Annotated in this window: 24 protein-coding genes and 1 tRNA gene; 22 read left to right on the top strand and 3 right to left on the bottom strand. The window is 67.4% G+C overall.

Features of this window, described 5'->3' with window-relative positions; translation table 11 throughout:
• Positions 1-16 precede the first annotated feature (16 nt).
• From MAAFP003_RS12225 to xerD, 10 genes are all read left to right on the top strand, one after another.
• Complete coding sequence (locus tag MAAFP003_RS12225; RefSeq protein ID WP_096287255.1) at positions 17-1,036, top strand: HAD-IIA family hydrolase; 1,020 nt, start codon at positions 17-19, stop codon at positions 1,034-1,036.
• Between the two features lie 23 nt (positions 1,037-1,059).
• Entirely contained in the window at positions 1,060-1,245 is a 186-nt protein-coding gene (locus MAAFP003_RS12230; protein ID WP_096287257.1) for a hypothetical protein, read from the top strand.
• Positions 1,246-1,254: 9 nt separating this feature from the next.
• Positions 1,255-2,064 (top strand): TlyA family RNA methyltransferase, encoded by an 810-nt coding sequence (locus MAAFP003_RS12235; RefSeq protein ID WP_096287259.1) that lies wholly within the window; start codon positions 1,255-1,257, stop codon positions 2,062-2,064.
• Positions 2,061-2,984, top strand: a complete 924-nt coding sequence (locus tag MAAFP003_RS12240; RefSeq protein ID WP_096287261.1) for an NAD kinase — start codon at positions 2,061-2,063, stop codon at positions 2,982-2,984. Before MAAFP003_RS12235 ends, MAAFP003_RS12240 begins: the two co-directional genes overlap by 4 nt.
• A gap of 24 nt (positions 2,985-3,008) precedes the next feature.
• Positions 3,009-4,754 (top strand): DNA repair protein RecN, encoded by a 1,746-nt coding sequence (recN, locus tag MAAFP003_RS12245; RefSeq protein ID WP_096287263.1) that lies wholly within the window; start codon positions 3,009-3,011, stop codon positions 4,752-4,754.
• A gap of 192 nt (positions 4,755-4,946) precedes the next feature.
• The gene (gene steA / locus MAAFP003_RS12250) at positions 4,947-6,128 is read left to right on the top strand and encodes a putative cytokinetic ring protein SteA (RefSeq protein ID WP_096287265.1); all 1,182 of its coding nucleotides are present in this window, start codon (positions 4,947-4,949) and stop codon (positions 6,126-6,128) included.
• A 22-nt stretch (positions 6,129-6,150) separates the two neighbouring features.
• Complete coding sequence (locus tag MAAFP003_RS12255; RefSeq protein ID WP_096287267.1) at positions 6,151-7,095, top strand: copper transporter; 945 nt, start codon at positions 6,151-6,153, stop codon at positions 7,093-7,095.
• 136 nt (positions 7,096-7,231) lie between these two features.
• A complete protein-coding gene (locus MAAFP003_RS12260) occupies positions 7,232-8,983 on the top strand; it encodes a CTP synthase (RefSeq protein ID WP_096287269.1) in 1,752 nt (583 codons plus the stop codon).
• Positions 8,976-9,602, top strand: a complete 627-nt coding sequence (locus MAAFP003_RS12265) for an NUDIX domain-containing protein (RefSeq protein ID WP_096287271.1) — start codon at positions 8,976-8,978, stop codon at positions 9,600-9,602. Before MAAFP003_RS12260 ends, MAAFP003_RS12265 begins: the two co-directional genes overlap by 8 nt.
• The gene (gene xerD, locus MAAFP003_RS12270; RefSeq protein ID WP_096287273.1) at positions 9,599-10,543 is read left to right on the top strand and encodes a site-specific tyrosine recombinase XerD; all 945 of its coding nucleotides are present in this window, start codon (positions 9,599-9,601) and stop codon (positions 10,541-10,543) included. The genes MAAFP003_RS12265 and xerD overlap by 4 nt, the downstream gene beginning before the upstream one ends.
• 8 nt (positions 10,544-10,551) lie before the next feature.
• On the opposite strand, the gene MAAFP003_RS12275 is transcribed toward xerD, so the two are convergent.
• Positions 10,552-11,304 carry an O-methyltransferase gene (locus MAAFP003_RS12275; RefSeq protein WP_096287275.1) on the bottom strand — a complete coding sequence of 251 codons (753 nt, stop codon included), beginning with the start codon at positions 11,302-11,304 and terminating at the stop codon, positions 10,552-10,554.
• A gap of 193 nt (positions 11,305-11,497) precedes the next feature.
• Between MAAFP003_RS12275 and MAAFP003_RS12280 the strand changes: the two genes are divergently transcribed.
• The 10 genes from MAAFP003_RS12280 to MAAFP003_RS12325 all read left to right on the top strand — a co-directional run bounded on the left by MAAFP003_RS12280 (position 11,498) and on the right by MAAFP003_RS12325 (position 19,504).
• Positions 11,498-12,364 carry a ParA family protein gene (locus tag MAAFP003_RS12280; protein WP_096287277.1) on the top strand — a complete coding sequence of 289 codons (867 nt, stop codon included), beginning with the start codon at positions 11,498-11,500 and terminating at the stop codon, positions 12,362-12,364.
• The gene (locus tag MAAFP003_RS12285; protein WP_096287279.1) at positions 12,361-13,176 is read left to right on the top strand and encodes a segregation/condensation protein A; all 816 of its coding nucleotides are present in this window, start codon (positions 12,361-12,363) and stop codon (positions 13,174-13,176) included. The genes MAAFP003_RS12280 and MAAFP003_RS12285 overlap by 4 nt, the downstream gene beginning before the upstream one ends.
• On the top strand, positions 13,177-13,881 hold the full coding sequence (gene scpB / locus MAAFP003_RS12290; protein WP_096287281.1) for an SMC-Scp complex subunit ScpB: 705 nt from the start codon (positions 13,177-13,179) through the stop codon (positions 13,879-13,881).
• Positions 13,881-14,624 (top strand): pseudouridine synthase, encoded by a 744-nt coding sequence (locus tag MAAFP003_RS12295; RefSeq protein WP_096287283.1) that lies wholly within the window; start codon positions 13,881-13,883, stop codon positions 14,622-14,624. The genes scpB and MAAFP003_RS12295 overlap by 1 nt, the downstream gene beginning before the upstream one ends.
• Positions 14,621-15,313 (top strand): (d)CMP kinase, encoded by a 693-nt coding sequence (cmk, locus tag MAAFP003_RS12300; RefSeq protein ID WP_243393889.1) that lies wholly within the window; start codon positions 14,621-14,623, stop codon positions 15,311-15,313. The genes MAAFP003_RS12295 and cmk overlap by 4 nt, the downstream gene beginning before the upstream one ends.
• Positions 15,310-16,710 (top strand): ribosome biogenesis GTPase Der, encoded by a 1,401-nt coding sequence (der, locus tag MAAFP003_RS12305; protein ID WP_096287285.1) that lies wholly within the window; start codon positions 15,310-15,312, stop codon positions 16,708-16,710. Before cmk ends, der begins: the two co-directional genes overlap by 4 nt.
• Before the next feature lie 237 nt (positions 16,711-16,947).
• The gene (locus MAAFP003_RS12310) at positions 16,948-17,724 is read left to right on the top strand and encodes an SDR family NAD(P)-dependent oxidoreductase (protein WP_243393890.1); all 777 of its coding nucleotides are present in this window, start codon (positions 16,948-16,950) and stop codon (positions 17,722-17,724) included.
• Between the two features lie 16 nt (positions 17,725-17,740).
• The gene (locus MAAFP003_RS12315; RefSeq protein ID WP_096287287.1) at positions 17,741-18,565 is read left to right on the top strand and encodes a cyclase family protein; all 825 of its coding nucleotides are present in this window, start codon (positions 17,741-17,743) and stop codon (positions 18,563-18,565) included.
• 1 nt (position 18,566) lies between these two features.
• Positions 18,567-19,367, top strand: a complete 801-nt coding sequence (locus tag MAAFP003_RS12320; protein WP_096287289.1) for an IclR family transcriptional regulator — start codon at positions 18,567-18,569, stop codon at positions 19,365-19,367.
• Positions 19,368-19,427: 60 nt separating this feature from the next.
• Positions 19,428-19,504 (top strand) — tRNA-Pro (locus MAAFP003_RS12325).
• Positions 19,505-19,600: 96 nt separating this feature from the next.
• On the opposite strand, the gene MAAFP003_RS12330 is transcribed toward MAAFP003_RS12325, so the two are convergent.
• Both MAAFP003_RS12330 and MAAFP003_RS12335 read right to left on the bottom strand, forming a co-directional pair.
• On the bottom strand, positions 19,601-20,803 hold the full coding sequence (locus MAAFP003_RS12330; RefSeq protein ID WP_096287291.1) for a tyrosine-type recombinase/integrase: 1,203 nt from the start codon (positions 20,801-20,803) through the stop codon (positions 19,601-19,603).
• A 9-nt stretch (positions 20,804-20,812) separates the two neighbouring features.
• Entirely contained in the window at positions 20,813-21,436 is a 624-nt protein-coding gene (locus tag MAAFP003_RS12335) for a hypothetical protein (RefSeq protein ID WP_133160849.1), read from the bottom strand.
• A gap of 220 nt (positions 21,437-21,656) precedes the next feature.
• On the opposite strand from MAAFP003_RS12335, the gene MAAFP003_RS12340 reads away from it, so the two are divergent.
• Together MAAFP003_RS12340 and MAAFP003_RS12345 are read left to right on the top strand one after the other, a co-directional pair.
• Positions 21,657-21,932 carry a helix-turn-helix domain-containing protein gene (locus tag MAAFP003_RS12340; protein WP_096287295.1) on the top strand — a complete coding sequence of 92 codons (276 nt, stop codon included), beginning with the start codon at positions 21,657-21,659 and terminating at the stop codon, positions 21,930-21,932.
• Positions 21,933-22,096: 164 nt separating this feature from the next.
• Positions 22,097-22,279, top strand: coding sequence for a hypothetical protein (locus tag MAAFP003_RS12345; protein WP_096287297.1), 183 nt, complete (start codon positions 22,097-22,099; stop codon positions 22,277-22,279).
• Positions 22,280-22,335: the final 56 nt, after the last annotated feature.

Genomic DNA, 22,335 nt, shown 5'->3' on the forward strand with positions numbered 1-22,335 from the left:
TGCTGGGTTCGATCAAATGAAAAGCATTGCGCAGGAATATGATTGCCTGCTCATCGATCTGGACGGGACGGTGTTCCGCGGCCACAGTGCCACCGACGGCGCGGTGCAGACGCTCGACGAGGTCAGTAGCCGCAAGCTGTTCGTCACCAACAACGCATCCCGCAGCGCCGACGAAGTAGCGACCCACCTGCGTGACCTCGGCTTCACCGCCACCGGCGACGACGTCGTCACCAGCGCCCAAAGTGCCGCACGACTGCTTTCCGTTGAGCTGCCGCCGGATTCGCCCGTGCTGATCGTCGGTACCGACTCGCTGGCCAACGAGATCTCCGCGGTCGGGCTGCGTCCGGTACGCCGCTTCGACGACGACCCGGTCGCGGTCGTGCAAGGACTGTCGATGACGATAGGCTGGCCCGATCTGGCCGAGGCCGCACTCGCCATTCGGGCCGGCGCGCTGTGGGTGGCGGCCAATATCGACGCCACGCTGCCCACCGAGCGTGGTCTGCTGCCCGGCAACGGATCTCTGGTGGCCGCGCTGCGGGCGGCGACGGGGGCCGAACCCAGGGTGGCCGGAAAGCCCGCCCCGACACTGCTCGACGATGCGGTCGCCCGCGGCGACTACCGTGCGCCGCTGGTGATCGGCGACCGCCTCGACACCGACATCGAGGGCGCCAATGCCGCGAGGTTCCCGAGCCTGATGGTGCTGACCGGGGTGAGCAGCGCGCGCGACGCGGTGTACGCGAGCGCCGAGCAGCGGCCCACCTACATCGGCCGCGACCTGCGCGCCCTGCACCAGGGCAGCAACCTGCTCGCGGTCGGGCCGCAGCCCGGCTGGGCGATCGACGTCGCCGACGGTGCGGTGACGGTCACCGGCAAGGGGCCCGGTGAAGCAGACGACGGGGACGGGTTGTCGATCGTGCGGGCCGTCGCCGGCGCGGTGTGGGGCGGCGACTTTGACGGGCGGCCGGCGCGCATCCGGCCCGGCGACGACCGCGCGCGCGACGCGCTCGAGCGCTGGTCTCTCGTGCACGGGGACTAGCGGATGGCTACCGTAGAACCGCAATGAATATCGATCCCGAACAGATTCGCGCCGACATCGACAACCTGCTGGCGCAACTGCCCGACCTGGCCGACCCGGAAAACCGGGAGACCGGGCCGTCTCTCGCCGAGCTCGAAGACATCGCACGCCGGCTATCGCAGGCCCATGACGTGCTGCTGGCCGCGCTGGAGTCGGCGGAGAAGGGCTGAGGTGCGGGCATGGCACGACGCGCCCGCGTTGACGCCGAGCTGGTGCGCCGCGGACTCGCACGATCCCGTCAGCAGGCCGCCGAGTTGATCGGCGCCGGCAAGGTCAGCATTAACGGCATGCCCGCGGTCAAGCCCGGCACGGCCGTCGCGGCGACCGCGGCCCTGACCGTCGCCGACGACGGCGAGCGCCGGTGGGTGTCGCGCGGCGCACACAAGCTGATCGGCGCGCTCGACGTGTTCGGAATCCCGGTCGCGGGCCGCCGCTGCCTGGACGCCGGCGCGTCGACCGGCGGCTTCACCGAGGTCCTGCTGGACCGTGGCGCCGCCGAGGTGGTGGCCGCCGACGTGGGCTACGGCCAGCTGGCCTGGTCGCTGCGCTCGGACTCGCGGGTGATCGCCGTCGAGCGGACCAACGTGCGTGACCTGTCGCCCGAGGCGATCGGCGGGCGTGTCGACCTCGTGGTGGCTGACCTGTCGTTTATCTCCCTGTCCACCGTGTTGCCCGCGCTGGCTGGTTGCGCCAACCCCGGCGCGGATATCGTTCCCATGGTGAAGCCGCAGTTTGAGGTCGGGAAGGGCCAGGTCGGTGCCGGCGGGGTCGTCCACGACCCCGCGATGCGCGCCGACTCGGTGCTGGCCGTCGCGGGACGTGCCGGCGAGCTGGGCTGGCACACCGTCGACGTCACGGCCAGTCCGCTGCCGGGACCATCGGGCAATGTCGAATACTTCCTGTGGTTGCGCGCCGACACCGAGCGGGCGCTGACCGCCGACGGTCTCGTCGACGCGGTGCGGCGCGCGATAGCGCAGGGCCCGCAATGACCGGCGAACGCACCATCCTGCTGGTCGTGCACACCGGACGCGACGAGGCCACCGAGACCGCGCGGCGTGTTCAGAAAGTGCTGAGCGACAACGGAATTGCGCTTCGCGTCTTGTCGGCCGAGGCCGTCGATCGGGGACCGCTGCCGCTGTCTCCCGACGACGTACGGGCGATGGGCGTCGAGATCGAGGTGGTCGACGCCGAGCCCGACGCCGCGGAAGGCTGCGAATTGGTGCTGGTGCTCGGCGGCGACGGAACCTTCCTGCGCGCCGCGGAATTCGCGCGCAATGCCGGCATTCCGGTGCTGGGCGTCAACCTGGGCCGCATCGGATTCCTGGCCGAGGCCGAAGCCGAAGCGATCGACCGGGTGCTCGAACATGTGGTCGCGCAGGACTACCGGGTGGAGGAGCGTCTGACGCTCGACATCGCGGTACGCCATCGCGGCAAGGTGATCGACCAGGGCTGGGCGCTCAACGAGGCCAGCCTGGAGAAGGGCCCGCGGCTGGGTGTGCTCGGCGTGGTCGTCGAAATCGAGGGACGGCCGGTGTCGACTTTCGGCTGCGACGGCGTCCTGGTGTCGACGCCGACCGGGTCGACCGCCTACGCCTTCTCCGCCGGCGGCCCGGTGCTGTGGCCGGACCTCGAGGCGATCCTGGTGGTACCCAACAACGCTCACGCACTGTTCGGGCGGCCGATGGTCACCAGCCCGGATGCCGCGATCGCGATCGAGATCGAGGCGAGCGGCAACGACGCCCTGGTGTTCTGCGACGGCCGTCGCGAAATGGTGCTGCCCGCGGGTGGCCGCCTCGAGGTGAAACGCTGTGGCACCGCGGTGAAGTGGGCACGGCTGGACAGCGCGCCGTTCACCGACCGTCTGGTGCGCAAGTTCCGCCTGCCCGTGACCGGTTGGCGCGGAAAGTAACGGCGCCGCAGCGGTGCTGACACCATGCTGACCGAAATCCGCATCGAGTCGCTGGGTGCGATCAGCTCTGCCGTCGGGGAGTTCGACCGCGGCCTGACCGTTCTGACCGGTGAGACCGGCACCGGCAAGACGATGGTGGTGACCGGGCTTCATCTGCTCGGCGGCGCCCGCGCCGACGCCAACCGGGTGCGTTCGGGTGCCGAACGCGCGGTGGTCGAAGGCAGGTTCACCACAACCGATCTCGATGACGCCGCGATCGCGCAGCTGGATGAGATGCTGGACGCGTCCGGCGGGGAGCGCGACGAGGACGGCAGCGTAATCGCGCTGCGTTCGGTCAGCCGTGACGGGCCGTCGCGCGCTTATCTTGGCGGTCGCAGCGTGCCCGCGAAATCGTTGGGGGGCTTCACTACCGGGCTACTGACCCTGCACGGCCAGAATGACCAGCTGCGGTTGATGCGGCCCGAGGAGCAACGCGGCGCGCTGGACCGGTTCGCGAAGACCGGCACCGCGCTGGAGCGCTACCGCAAAGTGCGCGACGCCTGGCTCACGGCGCGGCGCGACCTGTTCGACCGGCGCAACCGCATGCGCGAACTCGCGCTGGAAGCCGACCGGCTGAGCTTCGCGCTCAACGAGATCGATGCCGTGGACCCGCAGCCCGGCGAGGACGACGCCCTGGTCGCCGATATCGTGCGACTGTCCGAGCTGGACACCCTGCGCGAGGCCGCGGCCACCGCCCGCGAAGCGCTCTCGGCCGAGGATCTGTCGGGTGGTAGCGCGGCCGACGCCCTCGGACGGGCAAGGGCCGCACTGGAATCCACCGACGACGCCAAGCTGCATGCGTTGGCCGAGCAGGTGCGCGAGGCGCAGACCGTGGTCGCCGACGCGGCCCAGGAGCTCGGCGGCTACCTGGAAGAGCTGCCGGTCGATGCCAGCGCGCTGGAGTCCAGGCTGGCCCGCCAGGCCGAGTTGCGGACACTGACCCGCAAGTACGCCGCGGACGTCGACGGCGTGCTGGCCTGGGCGGCCGAATCTCGCGACCGGCTTGCCCAACTCGACGTGTCCGAAGAAGGGCTGGCGGCGCTGGAACGCCGAGCCGAGGAGCTAGCCGGTGAATTGGCAGAAACCGCAATAGATCTCAGTAAGGCCCGGCGTAAGGCCGCGAAGAAACTGGCCAAGGAGGTGACCGCCGAACTGTCCGGGCTGGCGATGGCCGATGCCGAATTCGCCATCGAGGTGAGCACCGATATCGCGACCGAGAAGGACGACCCGGCCGCCCTCACGCTGCCGTCCGGCGAGCTGGCCCGCGCGGGCGGCGACGGCATCGACCAGGTCGAGTTCGGCTTCGCCGCGCACCGTGGCATGACGGTGCTGCCGCTGGCCAAGAGCGCCTCGGGCGGTGAGCTGTCCCGGGTGATGCTGGCCTTGGAAGTGGTGCTGGCCGCTTCGGCGGCGGGCACCACGATGGTGTTCGACGAGGTGGACGCCGGCGTCGGTGGGCGGGCGGCCGTCCAGATCGGGCGGCGGCTGGCGCGGCTGGCACGCACTCACCAGGTCATCGTGGTGACCCATCTGCCGCAGGTCGCGGCGTACGCCGACGTGCACCTGGTGGTGCATCCGGCCGGGCCGCGGGGAACCAGTGTGGTGCGGCGGGTCACCGACGACGAGCGGGTCGCCGAGCTGGCGCGGATGCTGGCCGGTCTCGGCGAATCCGACAGCGGCCGCGCGCACGCCCGGGAGCTGCTCGCCGGCGCCCAAAACGACGAGATCTGACGGCCCCCTAGTGAGGCCGCCGAGTGTGGGCCCTACGTACGAAACCGGCCCAGTGATCGTCCGTAGGCCACACTCTCGGCGACGCAAAGTCAACTACGAGCCTGATACAGATGTGACACGATGTAACTTCTGGGGCTAATGTTACGGCGCGCCTCCACCCCTGAGCCGCCGATCGCGGACAGAATCGCCCCCATGAAGATGTCAGGGCTGCTCACACGTAATGCTTCCCGGCCGGGTCTGACCGGCACCGCACGGGTGGACCGCAACATCGACCGCCTGCTGCGCCGGGTCTGCCCGGGAGACATCGTGGTTCTCGACGTCCTGGACCTGGACCGCATCACCGCCGAGGCGCTGGTCGAGGCCGACATCGCCGCCGTCGTCAACGCATCGCCGTCGGTCTCCGGCCGTTACCCGAACATGGGCCCGGAGGTGTTGGTCAACAACGGCGTCACGCTGATCGATGAGACCGGGCCGGACATCTTCAAGAAGGTCAAGGACGGCGCCAAGATCCGGCTGTACGAGGGCGGGGTGTACGCCGGCGAGCGTCGGCTGATCCGCGGCACCGAGCGCACCGACCACGACATCGCCGACCTGATGCGCGAGGCCAAGAGCGGCCTGGCCGCCCACCTGGAGGCGTTCGCGGGCAACACAATCGAGTTCATCAAGAGCGAGAGCCCGCTGCTGATCGACGGCATCGGCATTCCGGACGTGGACATCGACATGCGCCGCCGCCACGTGGTGATCGTCGCCGACGAGGACAGCGCCGCCGACGACCTACGCTCGCTGAAGCCGTTCATCAAGGAGTACCAGCCGGTCCTGATCGGCGTCGGCCACGGCGCCGACGTGCTGCGCAAGGCGGGCTATCGCCCGCAGCTGATCGTCGGCGACCCGGAGCAGATCAGCACCGAAGCACTCAAGTGTGGCGCCCACGTCGTGCTGCCGGCCGATGCCGACGGCCACGCGCCCGGGCTGGAGCGCATCCAGGACCTCGGGGTCGGGGCGATGACCTTCCCCGCCGCGGGTTCGGCCGTCGACCTGGCCCTGCTGCTGGCCGACCACCACGGCGCGGCGCTGCTGGTGACGGCCGGCCACACCGCCAACATCGAGACGTTCTTCGACCGGACGCGCACTCAGAGCAACCCGTCGACGTTTTTGACCAGGCTTCGAGTCGGGGAGAAGGTGGTCGACGCGAAGGCTGTCGCCACCCTCTACCGCAACCACATCTCGGGCGGTGCGATCGCGCTGCTGGCACTGACGATGCTGATCGCCGTCATCGTCGCGCTGTGGGTGTCGCGCACCGACGGCGTGGTGCTGCACTGGGTCACCGACTACTGGAATCACTTCTCTTTGTGGATTCAGCACCTGATCACGTAGTCCGTTCTAAGGGGGTGCGCTCATGATCTCGTTACGCCAACATGCCTTCTCGCTGGCCGCGGTCTTCCTCGCGCTGGCCGTCGGCGTCGTGCTGGGCTCGGGCTTTCTGTCCGACACCCTGCTGTCCAGCCTGCGCGACGAGAAGCGCGACCTCTACTCGCAGATCAACGGCCTCAACGACCAGAAGAATGTCCTCAACGAAAAGCTCAGCGCGGCAAACAATTTCGACAACCAGTTGATGAGCCGGATCGTGCACGACGGGCTGGCCGGCAAATCCGTCGTCGTCTTCCGCACTCCGGACGCCAAGGACGACGACGTCGCCGCGGTCTCCAAGATCGCCGGCCAGGCCGGTGGGACCGTCACGGGGACAGTGGCACTGACGCAGGAGTTCGTCGACGCCAACTCGGCCGAAAAACTGCGGACCGTGGTGAACTCGTCGGTGCTGCCCGCCGGCCAGCAACTCAGCACCAAACTCGTCGACCAGGGATCCCAAGCCGGTGACCTGTTGGGTATTGCCCTGCTGATCAACGCCAACCCGGCGGTCCCGCCGGTCGATGAGACGCAGCGCGACACCGTGCTGGCAGCCCTGCGCGAGACCGGATTCGTCACCTATCAGCCCGGCGACCACATGGCGGCGGCGAACGCCGCGCTGATCGTCACCGGTGGCGCCCTGCCGCAGGACGCGGGCAATCAGGGAGTCAGCGTGGCCCGCTTCGCCGCGGCGCTGGCGCCGCACGGCTCCGGCACGCTGCTGGCCGGGCGAGACGGATCGTCGACGGGCGGTGCCGCGGTCGCGGTGGCACGCGCCGACGCCGGCATCAACTCCGCGATCAGCACCGTCGACGACGTCGACGTCGCGCCGGGCCGGATCACCGCGATCCTCGGGCTGCATGACCTGCTCAACGGCGGCCATGTCGGGCAGTACGGCACCGGCCACGGCGCCACCTCGATCACCGTCCCGCAGTAGCTGCTGTCCGGTTGCCGGGCGTGTTAGCCGCGCCCTGGGGTCGCTGGTGTTAGGGTGGATTTCCGTGGGTCGGCAGGCCCAGCTTCTTAAAAGCTAGACGAAAACGACGCCCTGCCCGTCTTCACGGAGGTCGCCTGTGCGTAAGCACCCGCAAACCGCCACCAAGCATCTCTTCGTCAGCGGTGGGGTTGCTTCCTCGCTCGGCAAGGGGTTGACCGCGAGTAGCCTTGGCCAGCTGCTGACCGCCCGCGGATTACATGTGACGATGCAAAAGCTCGACCCGTATCTCAACGTGGACCCGGGCACGATGAACCCCTTCCAGCACGGCGAGGTGTTCGTCACCGAGGACGGCGCCGAGACCGACCTCGACGTCGGCCACTACGAGCGGTTCCTCGATCGCAACCTGTCCGGATCGGCGAATGTCACTACCGGGCAAGTGTATTCAACCGTCATAGCCAAGGAGCGGCGCGGCGAGTACCTGGGCGACACCGTCCAGGTGATCCCGCACATCACCGACGAGATCAAACGGCGCATCCTGGCGATGGCCGAGCCCGACGACAACGGGCGCCGCCCGGACGTCGTCATCACCGAGATCGGCGGCACGGTCGGCGACATCGAATCGCAGCCCTTCCTCGAGGCGGCCCGTCAGGTCCGCCATGACGTCGGCCGCGAGAACGTCTTCTTCCTCCACGTGTCGCTGGTGCCCTACCTGGCGCCGTCCGGCGAGCTCAAGACCAAGCCGACCCAGCACTCGGTGGCCGCGTTGCGCAGCATCGGTATCACCCCGGACGCGCTGATCCTGCGCAGCGACCGTCCCGTTCCCGAACCGTTGAAGAACAAGATCGCGCTGATGTGTGACGTCGACATCGACGGCGTCATCTCCACGCCCGACGCGCCATCGATCTACGACATCCCCAAGGTGCTGCACCGCGAGGAGCTCGACGCCTACGTGGTGCGCCGGCTCAACCTGCCCTTCCGCGACGTCGACTGGACCGAATGGGACGACCTGCTCCGCCGGGTGCACGAGCCGCATGAAACCGTCCGGATTGCCTTGGTGGGCAAGTACGTTGACCTCTCCGATGCGTACCTCTCGGTGGCCGAGGCGTTGCGGGCCGGCGGCTTCAAACACCACGCCAAGGTCGAGATGCTGTGGGTGCCCTCCGACGACTGCGAAAGCGCCGCGGGTGCCGCCTCAGCGCTGGCCGACGTGCACGGCGTGCTGATCCCCGGCGGATTCGGCATTCGCGGCATCGAGGGCAAGATCGGCGCGATTCGCTACGCACGGTCGCGCGGGTTGCCGGTATTCGGGTTATGTCTCGGGTTGCAGTGCATCGTGATCGAAGCCGCCCGCTCGGTCGGCCTAACCGAGGCCAACTCGGCCGAATTCGAACCGTCCACACCGGATCCCGTGATCTCGACGATGGCCGATCAGGAGCACATCGTGGCGGGCAAAGCCGACCTCGGCGGCACCATGCGCTTGGGGGCATACCCCGCGGTGCTCGAGCCGGATTCGATTGTGGCGCAGGCATATGGGGCTACCCAGGTGTCCGAGCGGCACCGGCACCGCTACGAGGTGAACAATGCCTACCGCGACAAGATCGCCGAAAGCGGCCTGCGGTTCTCCGGCACCTCACCCGACGGCCACCTGGTGGAATTCGTCGAATACCCGTCGGACATTCACCCGTTCGTCGTCGGCACGCAGGCCCATCCCGAACTGAAGAGCCGGCCCACCCGGCCGCACCCACTGTTCGTCGCATTCGTCGGCGCGGCCATCGACTACAAAGAAGGTGAGCTGCTTCCGGTGGAGATCCCCGAGCACACGTCCAATGGCAACCAGCATCGAGACAGCGCCGAGCGGTCGATACCTGAACCCGCCACCCGTGGCTGACCACGTCTTCGAGACGGCGTCGAGCGAAACGCTCTACACCGGAAAGATTTTCACCCTGCGCCGCGACGAGGTGCGGATGCCCGGCGGCAACACCGCGGCGCGCGAGGTCGTGGAGCACTACGGCGCCGTCGCCGTCGTGCCGATGCGCGACGATCACAGCATCGCGATGGTCTATCAGTACCGGCACACCTTCGGCCGGCGGTTGTGGGAGCTACCGGCGGGCCTGCTCGACGCCGAGGGCGAAGCGCCCCACCTCACCGCGGCTCGCGAACTCGAGGAGGAAGTCGGTCTGCACGCCGACACTTGGCAGGTACTCGTCGACATCGACACCGCGCCCGGATACAGCGACGAATCGGTACGGGTCTTCCTGGCCACCGGCCTCAGCGATATCGGCCGTCCCGAAGCGCACGACGAAGAAGCCGACATGCAGATGCGCTGGGTCCCGATCGAGGAGGCGCTGCGGCTCGTCTTCAGCGGCGAGATCGTCAATTCCATTGCCGTATCCGGGATTCTGGCCGCACACGCCGTGACGACAGGGTTGGCCCAGCCGCGTCCGGTGGACATCCCGTGGCCGGACAAGCCCACGACATTCGCCGCTCGAAAAGCGGCCGCGCAATGACGACCGCGCTGACGCTCGAGTCGCAGATGCAAGGCTATCTCGACCATCTGACGATCGAGCGGGGAGTAGCGGCCAACACGCTCAGTTCTTACCGGCGCGACCTCCGCCGCTATTCAAAGCACCTGGAAGAACGTGGAATTCACGATCTGGCCAAGGTCGGTGAGGACGACGTCAGCGAATTCCTGGTCGCACTGCGCCGCGGTGATCCCGAGTCGGGAGTGGTGGGTTTGTCGGCGGTGTCGGCCGCACGGGCATTGATCGCGGTGCGCGGACTGCATCGCTTCGCCGCCGCCGAGGGGCTGGCCGAACTGGACGTGGCGCGCGCGGTGCGGCCGCCGACCCCGGGCCGCCGGTTGCCCAAAAGCCTGACCATCGACGAAGTGCTGGCGCTGCTGGAAGGCGCGGGCGGGGAGAGCCCGTCCGACGGTCCGCTGACGCTGCGCAACCGGGCGCTGCTGGAGCTGTTGTACTCCACCGGATCACGCATCTCCGAAGCTGTCGGACTCGACGTCGACGACATCGATACCCAGGCCAGATCGGTGCTGCTGCGCGGCAAGGGCGGTAAGCAGCGACTGGTGCCCATCGGGCGTCCCGCCGTCCACGCGCTGGATGCCTACCTGGTGCGTGGACGCTCGGAGCTGGCCCGCCGGGGCCGCGGCACGGCCGCGATATTCCTCAATGCCCGCGGCGGACGGCTGTCGCGGCAAAGCGCATGGCAGGTGTTGCAGGACGCCGCCGAGCGCGCCGGCATCACTTCGGGGGTGTCGCCGCACATGCTGCGGCACTCGTTCGCCACGCATCTGCTGGAGGGCGGGGCCGACGTGCGCGTCGTACAGGAGCTGCTCGGCCATGCCTCGGTGACCACCACGCAGATCTACACGTTGGTCACCGTGCACGCGCTGCGCGAAGTGTGGGCCGGAGCCCACCCGCGCGCGACGTAACCCTCATTTCACCCCAGGTACTCGGACTCCAGCACCAGGTCGGACACCATCGACTGATATTCCAGGTGGGCCTTGTGCTCCACGGTGTTCCACACCTTGCCCTGCTGCTGGCGCATGTACTCGCGGTACTTCGGCGCGCCGGGCACCCGGACGTTGTCGGCCACCGCGATCGAGCCCCTATGCAGCCAGCCCCGGTCCATGATGCTCAGCAGATCAGCGAGGTAGGCGTTCTTGTCGTGGTCGAGGAACAGGAAATCGAGTGCGCCAGAAGCGAATCCGTGCTCGCTGGCAAGCGCGCCGAGCGTGCGCCCGCCGTCACCGATGGTGCCGACGACGCACGTCACCCGATCGGCGACACCGGCGTGCGCCCAGATCCGCCGGGCGTTGGCGGCGTTGGCCTCGGCGAGCTCGACGGAAAACACCTTGGCGTTCGGCGCGGCCCGGGCGATTCGCAGCGCGCCGTAGCCGCAGTAGGTGCCCAACTCCAGGGCGAGCGCGGGATCGGCCCGGCGCACCGCCGCGTCGAGCAGCAGGCCCTTCTCGTCGCCGACATTGATCAGCATCGACTTCTCGTAGGCGAATTTGTCGATGGTGGCCAGCACGTCGTCGATGTCGCCGGCGCGGGCGTTGGCGACGACGTAGTCGACCGCGGCCGCCTCGCGTCCGTCGCCGATCTGGCCCGTCGTGGTGATGTTGCGAGCTCCGGCGGCCATCCGCCATACCGACCACCGCAGCAGGGGTATCCGTCGTTTGAGGTCCATGGGCCCCACCCTAGCCCCGGCAAGCATGGGCCGAATGTGGCTGGTGTGACTGAAGTTAACTCTGAAAGCCCCGGCGGAGGCCAGTCGCGAAATCCGCACATTTTCCCTGGTTATCTCGCCTGCGGGTCGCCCGGTTTACGTGCGCCTACCCGTTAGACTTTCCGACGATGTTCACCTCCGCAACACCCCGGGCATGACGACCGAGCACCCGGACAGCGCCGTCGAGATCGGCTTGACGGGGCGTCCGCAGCGGGCGATCCCGGAGCCGCAGCCGCGCACCTCGCACGGCCCGGCCAAGGTTATTGCGATGTGCAACCAGAAGGGTGGCGTCGGGAAAACCACGTCGACGATCAACCTGGGAGCCGCGCTCGCCGAGTACGGCCGGCGGGTGTTGCTGGTGGACATGGATCCGCAGGGCGCGCTGTCCGCGGGTCTCGGCGTCCCGCACTACGACCTGGAAAAGACCATTCACAACGTGCTGGTCGAGCCGCGGGTGTCGATCGAAGACGTGCTGTTGTCCACCCGGATGAAGTACCTGGACCTGGTGCCCAGCAACATCGACCTGTCGGCCGCCGAGATTCAGCTGGTCAACGAGGTGGGTCGGGAGCAGACGCTGGGCCGGGCGCTGCATCCGGTGCTGGACCGCTACGACTATGTCCTGATCGACTGCCAGCCGTCGCTGGGCCTGCTCACCGTCAACGCGCTGGCCTGCTCCGACGGCGTGGTCATTCCGACCGAGTGCGAGTACTTCTCGCTGCGCGGCCTGGCGCTGCTCACCGATACCGTGGACAAGGTGCGTGACCGGCTCAACCCGAAGCTCGAGATCAGCGGCATTCTGCTGACCCGGTACGACCCGCGCACGGTCAACGCCCGCGAGGTGATGGCCCGTGTCGTCGAACGCTTCGGTGACCTGGTGTTCGACACCGTGATCACCCGGACCGTGCGTTTCCCGGAGACCAGCGTGGCGGGCGAACCCATCACCACCTGGGCGCCGAAGTCGGCGGGCGCCATCGCCTATCGCGCGTTGGCCCGCGAGTTCATTGACCGATTCGGCGCGTGAACGACACAGCGAATGGTGAGGCGGCAGCGCAGAACGGCTCCTCCACCGGTTTCCAAGTCCGCCTCACCAACTTCGAGGGGCCGTTCGACCTGCTGCTGCAGCTGATCTTCGCGCACCGCCTCGACGTGACCGAAGTGGCGCTGCATCAGGTCACCGACGACTTCATCGCCTACACCCGCGAGATCGGCGCCCAGCTGGACCTGGAGGAGACCACCGCGTTCCTCGTGGTCGCCGCGACCCTGCTGGATCTCAAGGCCGCGCGGCTGCTGCCGGCCGGGCAGATCGACGACGAGGAAGACCTCGCCCTGCTCGAGGTGCGTGACCTGCTGTTCGCCCGGTTGCTGCAGTACCGCGCGTTCAAGCACGTCGCGGAGATGTTCGCCGAGCTGGAAGCCACCGCGCTGCGCAGCTACCCGCGCGCGGTGTCGCTGGAGGACCGGTTCACCGAACTGCTGCCGGAAGTGATGATCGGGGTCGACGCCGAGCGTTTCGCCCAGATCGCGGCGGTCGCGTTCAGCCCTCGGCCGGTGCCGACGGTCTCGATCGGCCACCTGCACGAGCTCAAGGTCTCGGTGCCCGAGCAGGCCCAGAAACTGCTGTCGATGCTCGAAGCCCGGGGCAGTGGCCAATGGGCGACGTTTTCCGAGTTGGTCGCCGACTGTGAGGTGCCGATGGAGGTGGTCGGACGCTTCCTGGCGCTGCTCGAGCTGTATCGGTCCCGGGCGGTAGCATTCGACCAGTCGGAGCCGCTTGGCGTGCTCCAGATTTCGTGGACCGGGGAGCGCCCGACCACCGAAATACGGGACGAATAAATGACTGAAGAATTGCCCGACCTCGATCTCGGCGCGGGTATCGAAGGCATCCCCGACATCGCCGAAGCAGCGCCGCTCGACGACGAGGAGCTGCGCGGCGTGCTGGAGGCGCTGTTGCTGGTGGTGGACACCCCGGTCGCCGAGGAGGCGTTGGGCGCCGCCACCGGGCAACCCGTCTATCGGATAGCGGCGAAACTGCAGCTCATGGCCGAGGAGCTCGCGCACCGCGACAGCGGCATCGACCTGCGCAAGACCGGCGAAGGGTGGCGGATGTACACCCGCGCCAAGTACGCGCCCTACGTCGAGAAGCTGCTGCTGGATGGTGCGCGCTCCAAGCTCACCCGGGCCGCGCTGGAGACCCTGGCCGTGGTGGCCTACCGCCAGCCTGTGACGCGTGCGCGGGTCAGCGCGGTGCGCGGTGTCAACGTCGACGCCGTCATCCGAACCCTGTTGGCGCGCGGCCTGATCACCGAGGCCGGCGTTGACGAGGACAGCGGCGCGGCCACCTTCGCCACCACCGAGCTGTTCCTGGAGCGGCTGGGGCTGGAGTCGCTGACCGACCTGCCCGATATCGCACCGCTGCTTCCCGACGTCGACACGATCGAGGACCTGAGCGAATCCCTGGACAGCGAGCCACGTTTCATCAAGTTGTCGGGCGGCCAGACGCCCGAACAGTCGCTGTCGTTTGACGTGGACCAGGATTGATGGCCGAAGATCAGGGAATCCGGCTGCAAAAAGTCTTGTCCCAGGCCGGAATTGCGTCGCGCCGGGCCGCCGAGAAGTTGATCAGCGACGGCCGCGTCGAAGTGGACGGGCAGGTGGTGACCGAGCTGGGCACCCGCGTCGACCCCGATGCCTCGGTGATCCGCGTGGACGGTGCCAGAATCGCCCTGGATGAATCGCAGGTGTATCTGGCGCTGAACAAGCCGCGCGGGATGCACTCGACGATGTCCGACGATCGTGGCCGGCCTTGCATCGGTGACCTGGTCGAGCGGCGAGTGCGGGGCAACAAGAAGCTCTTTCACGTGGGACGGTTGGACGCCGACACCGAGGGGCTGATCCTGCTGACCAACGACGGCGAGCTGGCGCACCGATTGATGCACCCTTCCCATGAAGTCCCGAAGACGTATCTGGCGACGGTCGCCGGCACGGTGCCGCGCGGGCTGGGCAAGCAGTTGCGGGCCGGCATCGAGTTGGAGGACGGCCCGGCGCGTGTCGACGACTTCGCGGTGGTGGACGCCATTCCGGGAAAGACGTTGGTGCGCTTGACATTGCACGAGGGACGGAATCGGATTGTGCGCCGGATGCTGGCGGCGGTGGGTTTCCCGGTGGAGGCGCTGGTACGCACCGAGATCGGTGGGATCGCGCTGGGCAAGCAGCGGCCGGGCAGCATCCGGGCATTGAGCCAGGGCGAGATCGGCCAACTGTACAAAGCGGTGGGCCTGTGAGTGGAACGAGCGGCGTCGTGGTAGCGATCGACGGCCCGGCGGGAACCGGAAAGTCCTCGGTGTCAAAGGGATTGGCGGAGGCGTTGCGGGCGCGTTATCTGGACACCGGCGGGATGTACCGGATGGTGACGCTGGCCGTGTTACGCGCCGGGGTCGACCCGGCCGATGCCGACGCGGTCGCGCGGGTCGCCGATACGGTGCGAATGTCGATCGACTACCACCCCGAAGGTGATCGTTATTTCCTTGACGGAGAAGATGTCTCGGCCGAGATTCGTGGCGACCGGGTGACTGGCGCGGTGTCGGCGGTGTCGTCGGTTGCCGCCGTTCGGGCCCGGCTGGTCGCCCTGCAGCGCGAGATGGCACATGGGCCGGGCAATGTCGTTGTCGAGGGGCGCGACATCGGGACGGTGGTATTGCCGGACGCGCCGGTGAAGATCTATCTGACCGCATCGGCCGAGACCCGCGCCCGTCGGCGCAATGACCAGAACGTCGCCGCGGGTTTGGCCGACGATTACGACGGGGTCCTGGCCGATGTGCGCCGCCGGGATCATCTGGACTCTACCCGCGCGCTGTCGCCGTTGCGACCGGCGGCGGACGCGGTGATCGTCGACACCAGCGACATGACCGAGGCGCAGGTAATCGATCACCTGCTGGAGTTGGTCAAGCAGCGAAGTGAGGCAGTGCGGTGAGCCAGGACGGCACGTGGTCCGACGAAAGTGATTGGGACGTCGTCGATTCCGATTCGGGAGACTTCGACGAGCCCGGTCCCGCGCCGGTGGTGGCTATCGTCGGGCGGCCCAACGTTGGCAAGTCGACGTTGGTCAACCGGATCCTGGGCCGGCGCGAAGCGGTGGTGCAGGACATTCCCGGCGTGACCCGCGACCGGGTTTCCTACGACGCGCTGTGGACCGGTCGCCGGTTCGTCGTGCAGGACACCGGGGGATGGGAGCCCGACGCCAGGGGCCTGCAGCAGCTGGTGGCCGAACAGGCGTCGGTGGCGATGCGTACCGCCGACGCAATCATTCTGGTGGTCGACGCCACGGTCGGGGCCACCAGCGCCGACGAGGCCGCCGCGCGCATCCTGCTGCGTTCCGGCAAGCCGGTCTTTTTGGCCGCCAACAAGGTTGACAGCGAGAAGGTCGAATCCGACGCGGCCGCGCTGTGGTCGCTGGGTCTGGGCGAGCCGCACGCGGTCAGCGCGATCCACGGCCGTGGGGTGGCGGATCTGCTCGACGAGGTGCTGGCCGTGTTGCCCGAGGTGTCCGAGGCGGCACCGGCGGTCGGCGGCCCGCGCCGGGTGGCGTTGGTCGGCAAGCCCAATGTCGGCAAGAGCTCGTTGCTGAACAAGCTGGCCGGTGACGAGCGTTCGGTCGTGCACGACGTCGCGGGCACCACGGTCGATCCGGTCGACTCGCTGATCGAATTGGGCGGCAAGATCTGGCGTTTCGTCGACACCGCGGGGTTGCGCCGCAAGGTCGGGCAGGCCAGCGGGCACGAGTTCTACGCATCGGTGCGCACGCACTCGGCCATCGATTCGGCCGAGGTGGTGCTCGTGCTGATCGACGCGTCGCAGCCGCTGACCGAACAGGACCAGCGCGTGCTGAGCATGGTGATCGAGGCCGGCCGGGCGCTGGTGCTGGCCTTCAACAAATGGGATCTGGTCGACGAGGATCGCCGCGAGCTGCTGGACCGCGAAATCGACCGTGAGCTGGCGCAGCTGCAGTGGGCGGAGCGGGTCAACATCTCCGCCAAGACGGGACGGGCCGTGCAGAAGCTGGTGCCGGCGATGGAGACCGCGCTGGCGTCGTGGGACGCCCGGATCCCGACCGGTCCGCTGAACAGCTGGCTCAAGGAAGTCGTCGCGGCCACGCCGCCTCCGGTGCGCGGCGGCAAGCAGCCCCGCATCTTGTTCGCCACCCAGGCCGCTGCCCGGCCGCCGACGTTCGTCCTGTTCACCACCGGCTTCCTCGAAGCCGGCTACCGACGCTTCCTGGAGCGGCGGCTGCGCGAGACGTTCGGGTTCGCCGGCAGCCCGATCCGTATCAATGTGCGGGTCCGCGAAAAGCGCACTGCCAAGCGCCGCTAAGCCTCGGGGCGCTGTATGCCCCTTCCCATCGCGTCGGGTGCGCGTCCGGGGCGCCCTGAGCGCACACTCGCCACCCTGACCGCACCGTCAACGACGTGTCGGGCACTAGATCCCACAATGCGGTCGATGACGTCTTGTATCACAGGATTCAACGTTGACTTTCGCCATGCCTTCGCATTAACGTGCTCTTGTATAGCGGGATATAATGCCCGTACTGCGGGATTTGATGGAGGCATCGTGAATGCGTCGCGATTCAGCGTGCAGGACAAGTCGATCCTGATCACCGGCGCGACCGGCTCCTTGGGCAGCGCGGCGACCCGGGCCCTGGCCGAGGCCGGGGCGCGACTCACCCTGGCCGGAGGCAACACCGAGCGGCTGGCCGAGCTCGCTGCCGAGACCGGCCGGCACGATCTGGCGGTGGTGGTCCGGCGCCCCGATACCCCGGCCGACGCCCAAGCCATGGTCGATGTGGCGGTGGCCAAGCATGGTCGGCTCGACGGCGTCCTGGTTGCCTCGGGCATGAACCACGTCCAGCCGATCACCGAGATGGCCGTCGACGACTTCGACGACGTGATGAAGGCCAACGCGCGCGGCGCCTGGTTGGTATGCCAGGCGGCCGGGCGGGTGCTGCTAGAGCAGGGCGGGGGAGGCAGCGTCGTGCTGGTTTCCTCGGTGCGCGGCAGCCTGGGTCATCCCGCCGGTTACAGCGCCTACTGCCCGTCGAAAGCGGCGACCGACTTGCTGGCCAAGTCGTTGGCCGCCGAGTGGGGTCCGCAAGGGATACGGGTAAATGCTGTGGCGCCAACGGTTTTCCGCTCGGAACTAACCGAGTGGATGTATGCCGACGACGAGAAGGGGCGCCAGACCCGCGAGGCGATGTTCGCGCGAATCCCGTTGCGCCGCTTCGCCGATCCGGAGGACTTCGTCGGCGCGCTGATCTATCTACTCAGCGACGCGTCGAGTTTCTACACCGGCCAAGTGATGTACCTGGACGGCGGCTACACCGCATGCTGATACGAAAGGACCTGTCGTGACTATGGCCTGGCCGCTTGGCGAAGCCGAATCGAAGCTGGAGTTCTACGATCTGTCCCACCCCTGGGGGCATGGTGTGCCTGCGTGGCCGTACTTCGAGGACGTCAAGATCGAACGACTGCACAACATGGCGCGAAGCCGCGTGCTCACCCAAAAGATCACCACGGTAATGCATTCCGGCACGCACATCGACGCGCCGGGCCACGTGATCGAAGGCACTCCGCTGCTCGACGAGATTCCACTGAGCGCGTTCTTCGGCACCGGGGTTGTCGTGTCGATCCCCAAGAAGAAGTGGGAGGTCGTCACCGCCGCGGACCTGGAGAAGGCCATGCCGCAGATCCGGCCCGGCGACATCGTCATCGTCAACACCGGCTGGCACCACACCTACGCCGACAGCGCCGAGTATTACGCCTACTCGCCGGGCTTCTACAAGGAAGCCGGGGAGTGGTTCGCGGCCAAGGGCGTCAAAGCCGTCGGCACCGACACCCAGGCTCTCGACCATCCGTTGGCCACCTCGATCGGCCCGCACGGCCCCGCCGAACACACGGGTGGCCTATTGCCCTGGGCGGTAAAGGAATACGAGGAGCAGACCGGCCACAAGGTACTCGACGACTTCCCGGAATGGGAGCCCTGCCACCGCGCGATTCTGTCCAAGGGCATCTACGGCTTCGAGAACGTGGGCGGCGACCTGGACAAGGTCACCGGAAAACGGGTCACCTTCGCGGCTTTCCCGTGGCGCTGGGTCGGCGGCGACGGCTGTATCGTGCGCCTGGTGGCGATCACCGACCCCACCGGCAGCTATCGGCTCGAGACCGGAGCCTGACATGAGCGTCGACGCAGAAGAGGCCCGCGGCAGCGGAATTCAGGTCATCGCGCGCGCGGCCGAGATGCTACGGCTGCTGCAGGCGTATCCCGGCGGGTTGAACCAGGCCGAGATCGGCGAGCGGCTGGGCATGGCGCGCTCGACCGTGAGCCGGATCCTCAATGCGCTCGACGACGAGGGCCTGGTGGCCTCGCGAGCGGCGCGGGGGCGCTATCGGCTGGGACCCGAGATCGCCCGCATGGCCACCACCGTGCGCCGCAGCGTCGTGTTCGACGTGCACCCGTTCATCGAGGAGCTGTCCCGCGAACTGGAGGAGACCGTCGACCTGTCGATCCTGGACGGCGACCGCGCGACGTTCGTCGACCAGGTGGTCTCGCCGCACCGGCTGCGGGCGATCAGCGCGGTGGGAGAGTCGTTTCCGCTGCACTGCTGCGCCAACGGCAAGGCGCTGCTGGCCAATCTGTCGGCCGAGCAGCAGGCCCGTGCGCTGCCGAGTCGGCTCGCCAAGCTGACCGTGAACACGATCACGACGCCGGCGGCGTTGCGCAAAGAGCTCGACCGCGTCAAAGCCGACGGCGTGGCGTATGACCGCGAAGAGCAGAGCGAAGGCATCTGCGCGGTGGGTGCGGTGCTCAAGAACGTGGGCGACGAGATGGTCGCGGTGAGCGTGCCGGTTCCGTCGCAGCGGTTCTATCGTCGGGAATCCGAGCTCGCTGGGGCGCTGCTGGTCTGGGTCGAAAAGGTCGAGGCCTGGTTCGCGAAGAAGGGCGATCACGAGACTCGCAGGTCAGCCGGGCAATAGCGGTTAGCCGCCTCGGCTGCGGTAGGCTGTCGACCTGCTGCCGGTGGACTCACCGGCACACGGGCTGTGGCGCAGTTTGGTAGCGCACTTGACTGGGGGTCAAGTGGTCGCAGGTTCAAATCCTGTCAGCCCGACCAGAGTTCATGCAGATGAGAGGCGGTTTTGGAGAAATCCGGAGCCGCTTTTTCATACCCCATGGGGGTGTGGATAGCAACGCGGATAGCAACGGTTGCTCAGTCCGGCAGACCAAGCTGATCGGCCAGACCCGCCACTGCCGCGCGCGCCGTGTCGTCGCTGGTGTGCCCGTAGATGTCCCCGGTGATCGCGATGGAGGAGTGGCCGAGCAGGTCGGCCACCGCCTTGATGTGCACCTTGGACTCCAGCCAGATCACGGCGGCACTATGGCGCAGCGTATGGACGCCGATGTCGGACATGCCTGCCTTCTGAGCCGCGATTTGGACAGTCCGCAGGATATTGCGCGGGTCTACCGGCGTTCCGAACTCGGTGGCGAACACCAGCTCGTTTTCCTGCCACTGGTCGCCCGCCGCTACCCGTTCGGCGTTCTGGTCGGCGCGGTGTGTCCGCAGCATGGTGACCAGGGGAAGGGCGATCGGTACGGTCCGCCGCGAGCGGTCCGTCTTCGGCTCGGTGATGATCAGCTTGCCGCCGACCCGTCCGAGGGTGCCCCGGACAACCATCATCCCAGCGTCGAGGTCGACATCGGACCAGTGCAGGGCCAGCGCCTCGCCACGCCGCAACCCGGTGGTGGCGATGAGGACCAGCACATTCCGGTAGCGCAGGCCATTGGCGCACAGCATGAGCTTGCTCACGTCGACCGCGCTGGCATGCCTGGCCTCCCTGCGGGCGACGCCCGGACGCTTCACGGCGGCAACCGGGTTCTTGGCCAGCAGGCCGTCCCGGACAGCACCGTCTAGTCCGGCCCGCAGAACTGTGTAGGTCTGCCTGATCGTCGCGTCGGACAGTGCCCGGACCGGCTCAGAGGTGAGGTTCTGCTGCGTGCGCTTGCCCGGTTTGGTCTTTGCACGCATCGCCAGTATCAGCGCCTCGATGTCGCTGGGTCTCAGCTTGTCGAGCCGGATCGCCCCGAACGGCTCAGGCTCGAGGTGTCGGCGGCACAGGTTGGCATACAGCTCGCGGGTGGACTCCTTGCGGTCTGAGGCGGCCAGTGTGGTGGCCCGCCAGTGCGCCAGCCAATTGGCCACGGTGCGCTTGGAGTCCTTGACCGCCACGCCATTGTCGAGCCGTTCGCGTGCTTGTCTCATTTTGTCGCGCACGTCGGCACGGGTCTTCCCGTAAACCACGTGCCGCTTGAGCTGCCCTGCGTCGTCGGTGTGGCTGACGGCACCGATGTAGCCGGTGTGCCGCCCGTTGCGCATCCGCTTGTAGATGCTGCCCTCGCCGTTCGCATTAGCCATGTTCTGCCTCTACGCCTTCTTCTGGCCTTGCTTCGTTGGCGGTAGATAGCCCGCTTTGCGCGCCTTGTCGACGTATGTCGAAGCCATCCGATTCGCCACACCAAAGTGTTTGCTCACGGCCTTGGTTGGCCCACTGCGGAAATTCGCTCGGTACACCTCGGCCACCAATCTCAGATGGCTGTCAGTGATCATGCGGCGCTCCCGCGGGAGTCGTTGCCGCTCGGTGAACTTGGCGGCCACGCGCCTAGCCTTCTCGGACTCCCGCTTTGCCTGCTTCAGCAGCGCAACGCTTTCGTCGACGTAATCGGCGTAATCGGCCTCCGATTCCGGGTCCTTCGACTGGCGAATTTGCTCGATCTGCACGCCGACATTGCCGCCCCGGCATGGGTGATCGGTGGTCAGGGTGCTCGACACCAGATCTCTCACCAACTTGGCTAGGTCGATTTGACGCAAGTGCTTCTGACGGATCTCGCTCTGATGAGGTTGCGACGTCCAGGCCAATTCGACGATCTGCGGCGCACCGTCTCGAAGCTCGACTCGAATGCGCATGTCTGGATCGGCACCGCCTGAGGTAGTGAGTTCGATCCATGTCGGCACCTTGTAAGCCTCAATGGTCTCGGACGTCTCTGACACGCGCCTGAGGGTCTCGCGGTCGTCCGCTGACAAGGTGATCAGGCATTCGTGCCCCTCATGACGGAATTGGACATGGATGTCACCGAGCTCGGTTCGGCCAGCCACTCAAAACCTCCCGGAAAGCACGCACTGGGATGTTGCAGACTCTGCATATATCCCTGCAGTCTTGCGATAACCGCCAGCGTACAGGCGGAGACGAACGATCGGAGGCAGGCGGGATATGCAAACCGTCAAGCGGCTCGTGTCAATCCCCGAAGCGCGCCAGATACTGGGTGGCATCGGCCACACCACGCTTTACGAGCTGATCAAGAAGGGTGAGATCAACAAGGTGAATATCGGCCGTCGGGGATTCGTAACGTCGGAATCCCTTGAGGCTTATATGGATCGGCTCAGCGCAGACCCCAGGGGCACTGATGCCGCGTGCAAGACCAGAACGTCTGCTATCGGAGACGCCGCGCCACAATCGAATATAGGCGGCGGTGATGGCGGCGCATGACAAAACCAAAGACAAGCCGCCGTCGGCGAGGGCGCGGGTCCCGAGATCTCCGGCCAACAACAGCATCCGACTGCCGACTCCGGGGCCACCGGCCCCGGCGAGCAGGCGCGCGCAATCGGGACTTCGATGTTCTCTTTGAGCGTCTCGGCCAGGACTACGACGATGTGCTCGTCAACTTCGAGTACAACGACGAGCCCGCGGTCGTCGCAATCGTGGCGTTGCCGGTGTGGGCCCGGTGGTGGGACTCGGCCTTCAAGACCTGGCGCATCCATCCCGGCTATGCCGACCGGCTTGCGGCTTGCCTGCGGAGCCGCGGCTACGTCGTTGTCGAGCATGGTGATCGATGATGATGTCGGGCGGAATCGCAACGACCGAGCCCGGTGAGCCATCGGGCGTATCCGGT

Origin of the sequence: Mycobacterium ahvazicum, from assembly GCF_900176255.2 — a bacterium.
Taxonomy (GTDB): domain Bacteria; phylum Actinomycetota; class Actinomycetes; order Mycobacteriales; family Mycobacteriaceae; genus Mycobacterium; species Mycobacterium ahvazicum.